This is a genomic window from Caballeronia mineralivorans PML1(12) (genome assembly GCF_001028175.1).
Classification (GTDB): domain Bacteria; phylum Pseudomonadota; class Gammaproteobacteria; order Burkholderiales; family Burkholderiaceae; genus Caballeronia; species Caballeronia mineralivorans.
In genome coordinates, this window is record NZ_AEJF01000051.1 from 77,126 (window position 1) to 92,529 (window position 15,404).

The 15,404-nt window shown below is 59.7% G+C and carries 7 protein-coding genes and 2 pseudogenes; 4 read left to right on the top strand and 5 right to left on the bottom strand.

What is annotated here, in order from left to right; translation table 11 throughout:
• Positions 1 to 437 precede the first annotated feature (437 nt).
• From EOS_RS05800 to EOS_RS05810, 3 genes are read left to right on the top strand one after another with little or no spacing between them, the layout of a single operon-like run.
• On the top strand, positions 438 to 2,663 hold the full coding sequence (locus EOS_RS05800; protein ID WP_235442712.1) for an HsdM family class I SAM-dependent methyltransferase: 2,226 nt from the start codon (positions 438 to 440) through the stop codon (positions 2,661 to 2,663).
• A 32-nt stretch (positions 2,664 to 2,695) separates the two neighbouring features.
• Positions 2,696 to 3,943, top strand: coding sequence for a hypothetical protein (locus EOS_RS05805; RefSeq protein ID WP_152693082.1), 1,248 nt, complete (start codon positions 2,696 to 2,698; stop codon positions 3,941 to 3,943).
• 14 nt (positions 3,944 to 3,957) lie between these two features.
• Positions 3,958 to 7,398: a type I restriction enzyme subunit R domain-containing protein gene (locus EOS_RS05810; RefSeq protein ID WP_047845673.1), complete on the top strand. Its 3,441-nt coding sequence runs from the start codon at positions 3,958 to 3,960 to the stop codon at positions 7,396 to 7,398.
• On the opposite strand, the pseudogene EOS_RS05815 reads toward EOS_RS05810, so the two are convergent.
• From EOS_RS05815 to EOS_RS05835, 5 genes and pseudogenes are all read right to left on the bottom strand, one after another.
• A pseudogene (locus tag EOS_RS05815) lies at positions 7,393 to 7,776 on the bottom strand (tyrosine-type recombinase/integrase); the annotation flags it as partial. The gene EOS_RS05810 and the pseudogene EOS_RS05815 sit on opposite strands and share 6 nt — an antisense overlap.
• Positions 7,777 to 8,186: 410 nt before the next feature.
• Positions 8,187 to 9,710 (bottom strand): UvrD-helicase domain-containing protein, encoded by a 1,524-nt coding sequence (locus EOS_RS05820; protein WP_047845646.1) that lies wholly within the window; start codon positions 9,708 to 9,710, stop codon positions 8,187 to 8,189.
• A complete protein-coding gene (locus EOS_RS05825; protein ID WP_047845647.1) occupies positions 9,707 to 11,518 on the bottom strand; it encodes an ATP-dependent nuclease in 1,812 nt (603 codons plus the stop codon). Before EOS_RS05825 ends, EOS_RS05820 begins: the two co-directional genes overlap by 4 nt.
• Positions 11,519 to 12,158: 640 nt before the next feature.
• Positions 12,159 to 13,378, bottom strand: a pseudogene (locus tag EOS_RS05830) (tyrosine-type recombinase/integrase).
• A gap of 982 nt (positions 13,379 to 14,360) precedes the next feature.
• Positions 14,361 to 14,675: a hypothetical protein gene (locus tag EOS_RS05835; protein ID WP_047845648.1), complete on the bottom strand. Its 315-nt coding sequence runs from the start codon at positions 14,673 to 14,675 to the stop codon at positions 14,361 to 14,363.
• Between EOS_RS05835 and EOS_RS05840 the strand changes: the two genes are divergently transcribed.
• A complete protein-coding gene (locus EOS_RS05840) occupies positions 14,674 to 15,333 on the top strand; it encodes a hypothetical protein (RefSeq protein ID WP_047845649.1) in 660 nt (219 codons plus the stop codon). The two genes, EOS_RS05835 and EOS_RS05840, sit on opposite strands and share 2 nt — an antisense overlap.
• Positions 15,334 to 15,404: the final 71 nt, after the last annotated feature.

Consider the following 15,404-nt stretch of genomic DNA (forward strand, 5'->3'; position numbering starts at 1 on the left):
CCCGAACAGTAAGGTTTGCTCATTGCAGGACTTAATGAAATTCGAGATGTGTTCAGCCGGTCGTGATCACCGAACCAGCATATGGTTTGACGGGTGACGTCACCGCTGAGGTGTCCAGCCCTGAACGGCGAAGGGCCCGATGGGTGGCTACGTCGGGTGCCCAGACGATTTACGCGCGATCCGAAGCGGAAGCATTCATGAGAAGGCGATAATCCCAGCTTTAGGGCTTGATCTGTTGTATTACAATGGTAGTTTGAATGTATTGCTATCTGCACTCGGGCTGATCGCATGAAAACTGTCAAGAACGCTCCCACGGCCTTTCGCTTCGACACTACGGTCAAGACTGCTTTGGCGCTGCTTGCGGACAAGGAAGGACGGAGCATGGCCAACATGCTCGAATGGCTCATACGGAAGCAATGTGAGCGCGAGGGGTTGGGATGGCCGCCCGCTATCGAGGGCACCGCGGCGCCGGCTCCCGCGCGAGGAGGCAAGGTGTCCGCGAAACCTGCTCGAAAACGCGCCGCTGTGGCGTCGACAAACAAAAATTGATTGGACTCATGGCACAGAAAATTGGAGCGGCATTGCTCTCCTACACAGAAACGATCTGGAAGACGGCGGACACGCTGCGCGGGGCGGGCATCAAGGAGGGCGACTTTCCTAGCTACATGATGCCGTTTTTCGCGTTGATGCTTTTGGAATCTCGGCTGCGCCGCTTCAAGGCGGAAAAGATCTCCGAGTTTGAGCAGGCGATGGCGGTCAAATTCGACCCGGAGAAGGCCGAGCATAGGGAGTGGTTGGAGCTGTCTGCAAAGGCTATGAACAAGGGCTACCACCCCGAACTGCTGTTGCTCGACAAGGGTCTCAAAGAGACCTGCGCCGTTCCAGGTGGCAATTTCCGCAATCGCCTCATGGCGCACCTCGGGCAATACGACCCGGAGACGAGGCGCCTCCTCGGACTGGGCTACGCCGAGGGCACGCCGAAGTTTCTGGACATCCAGGGAAAGGCGTCCGATCTGTTCTCGCGGCCAAACAGTCCGCTCTACGCGTTCGCGCAGAAGTGGGCGGCGATCGACCTCACGCGGTTTAGCAACTCGGAGGTGACGACCATCGAGGAACACATCAAGCGCCGCTGGGGAGACATCTCGGCCGAGACGGCCGGTGAGCAATACACACCAATGGATGTCATCGAACTAGCGGCCGACCTCATCGTGGAGTTGCGCAGGGAGGGCAAGCTTTCCGAGGGGATCGCGGACATCTACGACATGGCCTGCGGAGGCGGCAATTTTTTGTTCGCGACCGAGGACGCTCTCCGCTCGGCGTTTCCGAGCCTGTCGGTGCGCACGAGAGGCCAGGAGCTTAACGACGCGCTCTACGCGCTGGCGGCGATCGAGGCGCGCTTTCGCGAGGACGCGCGCATCGAGCGCGAGAACACGCTGACCAACGACTTGTTTCTCTCCGATAAGTTCGATGTCATCGTCGCCAATCCTCCCTATGGGCTGGACTGGAAAGATTCCAGGTCGGCCGTTGAGGCGGACGCGTCCGGGCGCTTTGAGAAGACCCGCATGCCGCCAGTGTCCGACGGCCAGCTTTTGTTTTTGCAGCACGCGGCCTTTCACCTGACCGAGACGGGCGTTGCGACCATCGTCCACAACGGATCGACCCTGTTCTCAGGCGACGCCGGAAGCGGAGAGTCCCAGACGAGGATCTGGCTTCTTCAAGAGTTGGACATCGTCGAGGCGATCGTTCAGCTGCCCCGCGGCGAGTTTTTCAACACCGATATTTCGACCTATTTGTGGGTGCTCAACAAGTCGAAGCCGAAGGCGCGAAAGGGACGCGTAATCCTCATCAATGCAGAGGCGTGCTTCACCAAGTTGAAGCGCAACCTGAACAAGAAGAATTGTGAGATAGACGCCGCCAACCGAAAGCGCGTCGTCGCGGCGTTCAAGGCCTACCAGGATGGTCCGATCGCGAAGGTCGTGTCGGTCCAGGATATCCTCTACAACAAGGTCGAGCTCCAAGTGCATCGCCACGACGAGAATGGCCGCGCCATAGCCGAGGAGGTGTCGATCGAGGGCGAGCGGTTGCTCGTGACGCTCGACGACGAGACTTTTGAGATCCTCGGTGGGCGCTTGGACGTTGAGCAGTTCGAAGGAGCCGCCCCCAAGGACACATCCGCCATGTTCAACGAGGCCGTCAAATGCGCTTCGCGCGTGGCGGTCGGTTTGGAGGACGGGACCGAGTGGTCTCGCGTCGGCGACTATGGGCGCGTCTCGTTGCGGAAAAAGGGTAAGGAGCGAGACCTTGGGCTAGGCCGGATTCTGCCAAGAGCGAAGGTCGGCAAGTCGAAAGGCGGCGAATTCGTGCACGTCAACATCGTCGTGGCGCCATTGATAGAAAAGGACTTCGAGGTGGTCGGTTATTCGAAGTCCGCCCGCAAGAACGATGAGTTGATCGCGCTGCACCTTGACAAGTGGGTGCGCGAGCCACACGAGGTGGTCGGATCCCGCGTTGGCTGCGAAATCAACTTCAATCGCATCTTTCCGCGCGCGGTGAGGGTCGACTCGGCAACCGCCGTGATGGCCAAGCTGAGGGAGGTGAACGTTGAGATCCAAAAGTTGGAGTCCGAGTTCGCCTCAAGCTTGGCAAAGGCCGCGGCTAAATGAGCACGTCGTGGCAAGTCGAGAGACTCAGATCGTTGGCGCAGGTCAACCCGGCAACTCGAATTCCCCGCAAAGGGCAGCTCGACTTCTTTCCCATGGAGGCGCTGGTCGAGGGGGGAGGCCTCGCGCGCGGCCATAGCAAGGACGTTTCCGAGGCCGGCGGCTACTCGCAGTTTGTGAACGGAGACGTTCTTTTCGCGAAGGTCACGCCCTGCTTTGAGAATCGCAAGTGCGCGTTGGCGGATGGGCTCGAGCGAGGCGTTGGCTTGGCGACGACCGAGGTGTCGGTGTTTCGGCCAAGTCGCCGCATCTTGCCCGAGTTCCTGTTATATCGATTGCAGGCGTTCGACTTCCAGGAGTTCGGCGTGAACGCGATGCGGGGCGTTGGCGGATTGAAGCGAGTGCCCGACCGGATGGTCGGAGACTTCGAGCTCAGGCTGCCACCACTCCCTGAGCAGCGGCGCATCGTCGCGTTCATCGAGCGGGAGCTCGCGCTCTTCGCCGAGCGTCGCGAGGCGCACGAGCGAAAGAAGGCGGTGTTGGCGGAGGCCAAGCAGGCGCTGCGCGAGGCGATCGCGTTTGGCCGGCTCAGGCCTGGTGACGCGCGCTCGCCGTCGGAGGAGCCATGGCACGGGGAGGTGCCGAGCCACTGGGGAATGGACCGGCTGGGCAACCTGTTTCGAGAGGCCGCGGAATTGGGTTACGCCGATCTGCCGGTGCTGAGTGTGTCGATCCATTCGGGGATCTCCGACAGGGAGATGGCTGACGAACCAGGCTCCCGCAAGGTTAGCCGCAGCGAGGACCGTGGCATTTACAAGCGCGTCGAGCCGCTCGACCTCGTCTACAACCAAATGCGCGCGTGGCAAGGCGGCTTCGGAGTCGCGAGCGTCGAGGGCTTGGTGAGCCCGGCCTACGTCGTCGCCCGGCCGCGGCGCAGAGTGGTCCCGGCCTACGTCGAGCATGTGCTTCGGTCGCCGTCCGGCATCGAGGAGATGCGTCGGCGTTCGAGAGGCATCATCGATTTTCGGCTGCGCCTCTATTGGGACGAGTTCAAGGACATTCGAATTCCGCTGCCGCCAATCGAAGAGCAGTCGGCGATCGCCGCCGATATCGACGCGAAGCTGGACATGGTGGACAGGCAGATCGTGCTGCTCGAGAAGTCGCAGGAGGGTTTGGCTTTGCAGCGCAACGCGCTGATTCACGAGGCGGTCACCGGGGCCTTGGCGCCGGCCGTCATGGGGCGCGCGGTGCCGACAAAACCCGGCGCCGCGTGCGCCGTTTGAGCGAAGGACCGAACGTGGCGCACGGATTCAAAGAGATCGATTTTCAAGAGGGGGTGTTTCTCCCCTTTCTCACCGGCCATGGGAAAAATGGCTTGGACTGGATCTTGGGGAAGCCGTCAGACCTCGACTCCGCTCGCTGGGTCGTCCCAGCCGACTTGCTCGCGTTCCTTCGAGATGGCGGCCCCTTGAACCAAGCCGCGTTCGAAAAGGCGTCCAAGGGCTTCGCGTCCGAAGCCGAGTTCTGCCTGGCGTTCATCGAGGAGGCGCTGCTGCCGCGCGTGGAGGCGACCTCGAACGCCGCGTTCGTGCTCAGGGACCCCGTCGTCTTCAACGGCCAATCATTCTCGCTCTGGAACGAGGAGCCCCGCGCCGGAGCGGAACGCGCGGCCGCCGATCTGTTCGCGAGGAATTTGCTGCGCGTCATCCCGGAGGCGACGTTCGAGCGCGTCTTTCCGCTGACGGGGAAGAGGATTCGGAGGCGCCCGGACTGCGTCTTCTTCGTCAACGGGATCTATTTCGCCTACTCCGAGTTGAAGACCGCGCAGACTGGGCAAACTGCGTCCTCCCATGGCCGCAAGAAGATCGCCCACAACTGCGTCGAGGCTGCCATCGCCGCCCTTGGAGAGGCGCGTGAGCGTTGGTTGCAGCAGGGGGCGAAGTGGCCGAGTTTCCGAGGTCGATCGATGCCGGCTGGCGAGCGGGCCAGCATTCGGCAGGACATTTGCCTCTACGAGAAGGCCACTCACATCAGCTGCCTGGACATGGGCAACCTGATGTTGTTGCAGAATATGGAATGGCTGCTCGCCGATGTCGACGACGCGATGGAGCGGGACGATCGGATCGAGCTCGAATCGGGGATCCCCGATCGCCTCGTCCAGGTTTTCGGCCGGGCCGCCGACATCCGCGACAAGTCCCCAAGCGCCGCGTTGGCGGACCATCTGGCCTCGCTCTTCGCGGCCGGCGATGGCATCGACAAGGAGGTCTTCTTCTTCAACCAGCATCGGCCTAGCCGGACCACGACTGGCACCGAGATTCTGATGCCCAGGCCGGCGCAGCGTGCGATGCTGTTCCAAACCATGCGACGCGTCCGGGAGCTCTACGCGGACGAGGGAAAGCCGAAGATAGGCGAGTCGGACATCCGCGCCAGGCTGGCCGTCGACCTGCCGGCGTTGGAGCCGGCGAAGGCGGACCGGATAGTCAAACAAACGCTGTTGCATCGCAATGGCGCCGACTCGCACTCGCTCCTGTTGCAAGGCGCCGCCGGGCTGGGAAAGACGAACGTCATCGTGTGGCTGGCCCAAGCCATCGCCGACATGGCTGATCCGCGCAGCGCGGCGGCGGCGCCTCTCTTCGACTTGTGCGTGCTCCTCACTGATCGGACCGAGCTGCGCAAGAACGTCGCGGAAGAGGCCGGGCGGCTGCGCGCCACCAAGGGGATCGTCGTCGAGGCTGAGACGTTCGCCCAGTTGCGCGGCGCGCTCGAAGGCTCGGCGCGCGTCGTCGTGGTGAACATCCAGAAATTCCCCTCCATCCAACGCCTCGCGAGCGACGATCCGGAGTTGTCCAAGCTGTTGGAGAGCAAGAGGGTGGCGTTCGTCATCGACGAGGTGCACCGATCGCAAAATGGAGTACTGCACGACGCGACGGTGGAGGTGTTCGACCAGTGGGGAACGATCCGTCCCGTAGGTGCGAAGCGCAACTTGATCGTCGGCCTCACCGCGACGCCCAAGGACGAGATCCTCGCCCGCATCGGTGAGTGGCGCGCGCCCACGGGGCCGGGGGACGACATCCGATGGGCGCCATATTTCGCCTACACGATGACGCAGGCCATCCGCGACAAGGTCATCCTCAATCCGATCCAAAACGTCGTCCGGTTCAGCGACCACATCCTCTACAAAATCACCGAGTCGGTCGCCAAGCTTGGCCAAGAGGAGCGGCTCAGAGCCCCGTCGGCGGAGGAGATTTACGAGAACCCGAGCCGGCAGCGCCTCGTCGCCAAGCAGGCGGTGTTGGTGTTCGCAGCCAAGACGATGATGGCGGTCCGGCCATCGGGCGGCCGGGCCCTGGGCGAGGGCAAGGCGCTACTGGCTGCCTACTCGATCCGGGCCGCAATCGTCTACCAGGGACTGATCAAGGAGGAGCTCACCGCATTGGCGAACGACCCGCGGTTCGCGGAGCATGCGGAGACGCTTCGGGCTATTCCAGTGCTGCTGCTTTACACGGACAAGCAAGGCGAAGCGACCTGCGCGTCGAAGAACGACGGAAAGAACCAAGAGCAGATCATCGACGAGTTTCGGCGCAAGGGCATCGAGAGCCACACGGGGCTCAAAGTGCGCAACGCGATCATCGTGGTAGTCGACAAGCTTTTGACAGGCTTCGACGAGCCGACCCTCCACACGGTCTTTATCGACCGAGGCATGGACGATGTGTTGCTGTTTCAAACCGCATGCCGGATCAACCGGGCCCGTAAATACAAGAACGACTGTCTGATCATCGATTTCTCGCACGACGGCATCGTCTCGAAGAACCTGCCAAAGGTTTTCGCGAAATATGGCGGCATCACGGTCTCGGACCTCGACGCTATGGACCTCATGGAGAAAATGGACGCGGCCTACCGCATTTTCTTCCTGGACAAGGACATCGAGCTCCACTGGAAGACATGGAAAGCGACCAGATCGGGCGGCAAGGACGCCATCGGGGCCAGGAGCCTGTCCGATTTCTTGGACGGCTTAGTCAAGCTCGACATCGTGCGGGCGGCACTGCTTCGTAAGGCAGGCTCCGCATGGCTGTCGAGCAGGGATAGGTTGCGTGGCATTCTCGACTTTGAGCGCAACGAGCTACGCAAGCACAAGGATTTGCTGCGCGCCGAATTCGCGGAGCAGGTGGTGCGCCACCTGGCGGCGCAGACGAAGGATGCTGACGAAAGCGTGGCCGCGGTGTTCGACATAGACATGGTCGAGGACGCGGAGGGCTGGGGCCTCGACGACCTGCCCGACGCTCCCGCGCGCAAGGAGCGCCGCGCTAACGCAGGCCAAGACGGGCCGCAATCGGTGAAGGCCATCTCCGAGTCTTTGGACGCTTTCGAGCTGTTGGCCGCCTTGCAACTGACCGAGGAGCAGAAGCTCGAACTCATGGAGCGGCTAAAAGCGTTCCTCGCCGCGCTCTTCAAGGCGATGGACGCCACGGGGAGGTCCCGCAATAACGACATCCATCGCAAGATGATTCTCGCGATGGCAAAGGAGGGCGCCGATTTCCCTTGGGAAGAGCGTTTTGAGAAGTTCAAGGAACTGCTCGACGCCGCGGCGCTAGCTCCCGCGATCTTTGCGCATCCCAACCGAAAGGCGTTCATGCAGCCGCTGATGAAGCGGTCGGAGTTGGTGATGGCTGACTACGAGGAATGGATTGCCACGGATGGTGCCTCCATCGCCTTGAGAGCGGCCAACTCGGCCTTATAACGCCCTCCGCGTGAGAGCAAAACTCAGCGAAGGCAGGCCCATCCGATTGTAGGCCGAACCGAGGTTGTCTGGAACGGGTTGCGCAAGTAGGTGCTCGATCACCTCCGGTTTATGCTCAAGTTCCTCGCGCAGAATCGTACGAACCATCGTCCGAAAGCCGTGGCCGGTAATCTCCGCGCGCGTCGTACCCGAGTCGGCGCAGAGCTGCATTGATGGCCGCTTCGCTCATCGTACGAAGGTTGGAGCGAGCGCCCGGAAACACGAAGCGGCCTTGCCCCGTCAGGGCGTGCAGTTCGCGCAGGATTGCAACTGCCTGCTTGGCGAGTGGCACCAGGTGCTCCGTCCTGGTCTTGCTAAGAGGTAGCGCCATTCGCCCCTAAGTGGTTAGCAGAAACTCTGTTTGCGGCACCCTTTTGATTGTTGATTAAAGCATGCTTGAAAACCCGTTGTCGCCTGGATTATCGCGGTTGTGCTATTCGTGTGGCTGTTTAGATGCTTGAGCGGACAAACGTCACTTCTTGGGGGCGCGCCATCCCTTTTCATTGTCCCGCGACGGGCAATAAGCTGTGGGGCGAACACACAGAATAGTCATTCGTACATTTCGCGCGAAACCGATGTGGCCTATGCGGTTGATGGGGCCTGGGCACAGGTCGTCCCGCTGCGCGAGGACCCGTGCACGCCGGCCTTGGTGAGCCTCTTGCGCGCGGTTAGTAGCGCCCAGAAATCGTCTCGGGGCGGCCCTTTAAAGGGCGAGGGGCGAGCAAAGAGCAATTTTTCGCGCATCGGGGCTATAGCTGGAAGAGCGGGGATGGGTTGCCCTCAGGGACCACAAGCGCCAGTCGTTTGCAAGACCTGCTAAGGGCGACATATAGAAGGCATCGGTTCTTCTGGTTAGGAGCGAGACTGTTTGCATCGCATGGGATCAGAATTGCTCCGTCGCATTCAAGCCCTTTGGACTTGTGGATGGTGCTAATCGATTGGGAAGGTACGCGGTCGGTTCGCCTGCCGCGCTGGTGCGAAAGTCCGGCAAGCACGGTACTAATATCAGGATGTGAATGGATCCGTCGTGCTTCGGCAAACTCTTTTCGCAGATCGACGCGAGCCTCGCGGAAGTGTTCGCTCGCATTCATTAGGTGATGGACGCGATCGATTGCTTCGCCGACGCCTATATGACTAGGCTGCCGTATGATCAACCGAGCGACTGACTGAATCTCAGCTGGCTTGCCACGGCAAGGCCTGACACAATTGGTCTCTAGTTCTTGAGTAAGCCGGTTACCGAAGGATGTCGCTGAAAAACCTTTTCCGATAGCCTCGAGGAAGATACACATTGACCTGCCAAGACCTACCGGATCGCCGGATCGGATCCGGCAGGCGGCGAGAAGGTCCCCCAAAGCGCTCCTTGTATAGCCCTCCCAGATTGGGATGCGAGTTCCCCAGAAGGCGTTGAGGCCGAAGACGGTCTGATTGTGAGCCGTCAACACCAGCAGATTTGGACTGTTCCGGACCAGTGCATCGAGCGGGCGACGTTCAGCCGGGCTCAGTTGGAAGCCGCCGAAGCGTGGCGCGCGATTGTCGGCCCGCAATAGGTGCAACCCAATAGGCAACCTATGCCGGAGGTCGACTCTGCCGCCGGTGCGCAGATGCTCCCTCTGTTCGAGCACCCAGGCGCCCAGTGAGGGAGAGCCGGAGGCCCAGCGATGTGCGGTGTCCAGTCGCTCGAACGCGTTGGCGGTCACCGCAAGCTCACGCCATTGCAGCTCTTGCGTTTCCCGTTCCAGTCCCGTGTTGAAGATCGCTTGCATCGGGTCGCCGAAGAACCTCACTTTCGCACTTGCCTGCGCAAGCGTTTCGACAATGGTGTGTTGGTCGCTGCTGGCATCCTGATGCTCGTCACAGATTACTATTGGGTGCCGCTCTGCTACCGCGCCGGCGACGCTGGGCGAACGGACGAGCAGAAGTTGCACCCTTTGTGCAAGGTCGGCATAGCTGTCGGGGCCTCGGTCAATCGACCACGCGTGAATATCAGCCGGTAGGTCGAGAGCCCGGTGGTAGACCTTCGCGATCATTGCCACTAGCGAATCGATGGTCCCGATCCGCAACCGCCCCTCCAGGTCGGCAGTTCTCGACGAGAAGACGTCACAGGCGGAATGCGTATGCGCCAATATCAGTACCCGCTGGCCTTTACCTAGGCCAGTTGTTGCATCCCGAGCGTAGCTGGCGGCCTGGTGTGTTTTGCCAGTCCCTGCAGGCGCCTCGACGACGACACGTTGCACGTCCGAGCGCAGCGCCTCAGCGACAGAGGCGTCGCTCACGAGTTTCGCCTTTGAGCGACAGCCGGAACCGGATCGGCCTGTGTGCGGATAACCGCGTTGACGAACGGACGCAGCAAGGCGTCCAGTTGCGTCTCCCAAACGCCGGAGTTGTAAACCTTTCCTGCGAGTTCGCGGCCGCCTTCGATGCTCTTAAACCACGCCGTCGCATGTCCCTTGAAGGGATTGCGCTGCGCGGCCGGCGCGTCGCGCAATGCGTCGGGCACCTTACCCGTTGCGGCTTCGATGATCCATGGAACCAGGGGATGAACCTGGTGGCCGGAGTTCTCACCGCGGCGCTCTAAAGCAAGCGCACTCAACGCCTCAAACGATGTGTCAACCGTCGCCATCCGATCGGCGAGGGTACGCAACCGGTGTCCGGTTTTTTCGCCTTCTGGATCAGTTATAAGCGCTTGAAGCTGATCTGCTGGGAAAAACGGGATCACATTTTCCTCCATATTCCCGGTGTTCCACTGGAACAGAAGCGAGCCGACGCGGTTTGCCACTGCACGCCATCGTCCCGCGTCGCGGTTTTCGTTGTCTACAAAGCCGGCAAACTTCACGCCGCCGACCAAGAGTGCCTCTAGCAGCGTCAGGGTGTCGTCATTGCCGCCGCCGTCCGCGATATGTACTCCGCGATCCCTCCATCCGGGGAGTTCGCGATCGAAGATTTCTCGAAGGAACCCGACCTCCGTTGCTCCTTCGGCGACAAGTGTCACCCGGGCCAGAAATGCCTCCGGGTCTCGGGCGAGGTGGCGAGAAACCTTCTCTCGCGCTAGCGCGCCAACCCTACAGCCGGTATCGACATACCAGATCGACGCGTCAGTTGCAGCGGTCACGACTGAGGCGCTATGTGTGGTGATGAAAGTTTGCCCCTGTCCGGCGGCAATATGGCGAACGAGCTGACGCTGACGATAGGGCTCAAGCCCTCGCTCAAGTTCGTCAACGAGGGTAATCGGATGGCCGTCCTGCAAGGAGTCTGCGATGGCCAATGCAGCCAGACGACGGGTGCCGGAGCCCCAGGTGGCAAGGGGCAACACGACGTCGTTTTTAACTGCGGTGAGGCCTATGAGCGCATTGATGGATTGCCCGGCGCCGCCGGTGACAGCCAGGCCGAGTTGGTTTGGGAGCTGACGCTCGACGAAGTCCTGATCGAGCTGCTCAAGGCGAGTGCGTGACTCACCGTCCAGATGCTGAACGACAGAGTCAGCGGCGAACTCACGGCCGAGCCGGGCGCGCAATCCACGATCATTGATTAGCCGGTCGAGATTAGATCCAACGACCAACCGCAGGTCGCGATCAGTGCGATCATCGCCTAGCAATCGTACGAGGCCAACCTTTCGCCGTAATGCCACAGTGAACGCAGCGACACTGTCATCCGGCTGAACGATTTCGTAAACCAGCTCAAGATCAGCTGTGCCTCGAACGCGGACCTTGTAGACCGCAGGTCTGCCTTGCTGAGGAGCCGGTAGGGGCGCGGTGTTTTCTGGCTCACCAGCTACCGCGAGCACTGCGTTCAGACCGTCCCATTCCCATGGCCACGCCATGGTAGCCTGGCGATTGATATCTCCTGGCAGGCTCATGATCGCTTCAATGAGAAATTCTTCTTCTACGAGACGGCCTAAGTAATCTGAGTCCAACAGTGTGTAGCTCGTGGTCGGACTGAGCAAAAGACCGATGGCCTCCAGGATTGTTGTCTTGCCGACGTTGCCTCCGCCTAGCAAAAGATTCAGACCCGGTTGGGGGTGCCATGTCAGTTCCCGAATTCCACGAAAACGTTCGATGTGAAGACGCTTAATCTCTGATGCCATTCGAATCCCCCGATTCAGCAGTTCCGCACAGTTCGCTGTGCGACATAGTATCTAGGAATGGTTAGTGAATGAGAACAATGGGAATGTGCGTCTACGCTGGCTCAACGGCTAGGCGTGGCTAAGCTGAACGTTTACCGGGTCGGTAAATTGACTTCAGTTCGGCGATACGGCATATTCTTTCTTGCGGAAGAGTTGGCTTACAGGGCTGGGCACAACCGGCGTCATCCACACTCAGCCAATGGTGACATGTCATGCGGAGCAGCACATCGCTTCGCGCGGCAACGTTCGACACGAAGCAGTAAGTAAGTACCAGCAAGACGTTCAAAAGCAACGAACCGTGCAGAGCAAACCGCAAGCTAAGGCAATCAAACCAACTGCACAAGGAACCAAGCAAATGAACAAGAAAAACTGGAAATGTAAGGCATCAAAACTCGCGAAGTCAGCAGCTTGCTTCGCGATCGCAGCAATTGTGTCGAACGTAGACCTGAGTGGGGCTCTGTAAGCCAATTCAGATAAAAAGCCCAGCGTGTGTTGCTGGGCTTTTTTTTGTGCGGCTACTTCTCGGCGGTGTTGTCGCTGCTGTAGCGTGTTTTTCGCAGTATTCCCCTTAGTTGGAGGGGTTGTCGTGGGCGCAGTCTTATCACCGATGTGCGGCGATTGATACGACTTTCGCCCCGACCTTGATTCGATCAAGGTAGTCGGCCCACTGCTGCATCATGAGGCGCCGCTCACGGATGAACTTTGTCCGGTTGTAGGCAGAACCGAGGTCATCCGGAACGGCGTGCGCGAGTTGATGCTCGATCACCTCCGGTTTCTGTTCGAGTTCCTCATGCAGGATCGTACGCGCCATCGCCCGAAAGCCGTGGCCCGTAATTTCCGTGCGAGTGTCGTACCCGAGTCGACGCAGCGCTGCATTGATGGCGGCTTCGCTCATCGGACGAAGCTTGGAGCGGGCGCTCGGGAACACGAATCGGCCTTGCCCTGTCATCGCGTGCAGTTCGCGGAGGATTGCAACTGCCTGCGTGGCGAGTGGCACCAGGTGCTCCGTCTTGGTCTTGCTAATGAGGTAGCGCCATTCGCCCTTGTCCAGATCGAACTGAGTCCATTCCGCCTGCCGCAATTCGCCGGGCCGCACGAATATCATCGGTGCTATCTTGAGCGCACAAAGCACTGGGAACGTACCTGAAAAACCGTCAAACGCGCGCAGCATCTCTCCGACTTTCACGGGTTCGGTAATAGCCGCGAAATGCTTTTCTACTGGGGGGGTATCGCGCCGATCAGATCCTTAGCCGGGTCGGTCTTGCAAAACCCTTCCTTGATGCCATAGCGGAAGACCCGGCTGATCTCGCTGCGCACCCGATGGGCCGTAAATCGCGCGCCCCGGCCGTCGATGCGCTTTAGGACAGAAAGGATCTCCGGGGCGTCGATTTCGGTGATCGGTCTCTTGCCCAGCCACGGAAACACATCATTCTTGAAGCGGGCCGATGTCTTCTCGTACTGACCGATTTCAACAACCGTCTTGCGTTCTTCCATCCAGCCATTGGCGACGACTTCAAATGAATTGGCGGCGGCGATGCGCACTGCGCGTTTTTCGGTTTTCTTCGCCTCGCCAGGGTCTATTCCCGCCGCAAGCTTTTCGCGCGCGTTGTCGCGTTTCTTGCGAGCTGCCGCTAGCGACACGGCTGGATATGCGCCGAGCGCGAGCGTTTTTTGTTTGCCGACGAACCGATAGTTCATCCGCCAGTATTTCCCGCCGGACTTATCGAGCTGAAGGTACATGCCGCCACCATCTGACAGGCGGTTGCCGGTTCCGTCTAAGTTGTAGCGTGCGTTCCTAATCTGGATGTCGGTGAGCGGCATGTTGGTATCTCGAAGCGGAAAAGTGCGTTTGCGAGGTCGATACCAACAAAAATACCACCCGATACCAACAGATGTCCACGGAACATCTCCGCTCAGCCAAGACAAAAAAACCCGCGAAGCCTTGAGCTGGCGCGGGTTTCTATACTTCTCTGGAACTTACCGGAATATTTTGCGGTGCCCGGGGCCGGAATCGAACCGGCACGCCTTGCGGCGGGGATTTTCTTGCCACTTCGGCTTTCGCCGCCGACTCTTCCGAAGAAGCGGCGTTCGTGGTCTGAAGCACGCCTTCACCATAGCGCCGCGTGTTACCGCTTTGCCATAGGGGGCCGCCGTCTGCTCTCTACACCTTCCCTTGGATCTTTCGATTCGAGGGCTTGGCTCGGCATTAGCTCGGACTGAATCGTCCAGGGCCTTCACCGAGTTTGACGGGCTTCACCTCAAGAATTTCTTCGAGAGGACTCAAATTTGGTCTGAGTTCCCTGCGTCTACCAATTTCATCAATCGGGCGTGATGCAATCTTTCTACTACCTACTAAACGCCAAGCTGCGCCGGCGTGGCTCCTAGTTGGCTCCTGGACTGAAAAGCGAGCTTTTCGACCAACAGCCTAATTTCCTTCTAATTCCTTGCCTGATGTGGCTCGGCAGACGATGAATCCAAGCTAGTCATAGGTAAAAAGTACCTATTTTTGAGACTGGCACTCCAGCATGGGCAATGACTTGCTCACGAATTCGGTCTCGCGGCGAACGACGCTCGAATCGAATTCGTGAGATTCGCCGGATTCGAGACGCGAATTAATTGGACTAGCCGGACGTTGCGATCGGCCCGTGTTGCTCCGGTCGTGCGGGATGTCTCCCCAGCCAGGTGCTGCCGTTCAGTTGCGCGCAACTTTAGTCGTCGACCGGCTGCTATGCGCCCAGAATGCACCGGAAGCGGTGCGACGACGTTAAGAGGAACCGACGCGGGCGCTTTTCACGACCTATTATCACGCTGTCCCTTTCATTCCCAGCTTTCCGTGCTCACAATCGCTGCGGAGTGTCTGCGATACCGTTGCTTTATCGAAATGGGAGATGACACTCATGCCCTCCGGAACGCCACCGTCACACGGACCAAGTAATTCACCCCCGCCCGGCCCAACGAACCCCACGGCATCACCGACATCAGCCAAAGCACCAGCACCGGAACCAATGCCGACGTCAGCGTCATCTGTGACGCCGACGCCCACTTCGACACCAGCATCCGTTTCTGCACCTTCGCCCTCGCCGAAGTCACCGCTCAGGGAGAAGCTTTGGAACTTCATGTTTGGAAAGCCGAACCGCGAGACGTTTATTGCGATTGCCTCCGCAGCAATCTCGGCCTGGTCCGCTTATTCGGCCTACCAGGCCAACAACATGAAGGATGAGGCAATTTCCTACTCGGCCAAGGTGACGGAGCAATGCCAATTTGAATACCGCGGAGGTTCCCTCAACGGCATGGCGGTGATGTGCTGGCTCGTGACGATTTCGAACACCAGCGATCGCCGCCTATCTGTCACCAGTGCAGATCTCGAAAATCTGAACGGCGGTCAGCATACGCAAATCGGCGGCTTCGATACGTTGGAGACGATGGATGGGAAGAGCCTAGATCTTCCGATCAGCCTGGACAGTGGTGAAGCAAGGACGATTCTCGTTAAAGCGCCCATGCTGCTGGAGAAGGGGGTGTACGATGCGCTTCGCAAGGCCGAGGACGATAAGCATCTCGAACTGTCGAAGATGAAGCTCGCCGAAGTCAATACCTTGTTGGCTGAGCAGAATACCGATCTGTTGGGCAACAAGGTGACGCTGACGGTTATCGATCCAAAGACGTCGATCCGATCCATGTCCTCTCCATTCAAGCGCGCCGAGAACATGCTGACCCTGATGACCGGGCGCGGGGCGAGGTTTAAGATAAGGCTTGTCGATTCGCCCGATTTGCCCTGAGAGCTGCCGTCGAGTCCGTGGCGACTCGAGCGCGACTTTGGGCAGAAATCGGCCAAAAGCACTCATTCGCA

What these genes read in the sequence shown, in the direction of transcription:
- EOS_RS05825 (WP_047845647.1), bottom strand. Translation starts at nt 11,518, where the DNA reads ATGGCATCAGAGATTAAGCGTCTTCACATCGAACGTTTTCGTGGAATT.
- EOS_RS05800 (WP_235442712.1), top strand. Translation starts at nt 438, where the DNA reads ATGGCCGCCCGCTATCGAGGGCACCGCGGCGCCGGCTCCCGCGCGAGG.
- EOS_RS05840 (WP_047845649.1), top strand. Translation starts at nt 14,674, where the DNA reads ATGTTTGGAAAGCCGAACCGCGAGACGTTTATTGCGATTGCCTCCGCA.
- EOS_RS05835 (WP_047845648.1), bottom strand. Translation starts at nt 14,675, where the DNA reads ATGAAGTTCCAAAGCTTCTCCCTGAGCGGTGACTTCGGCGAGGGCGAA.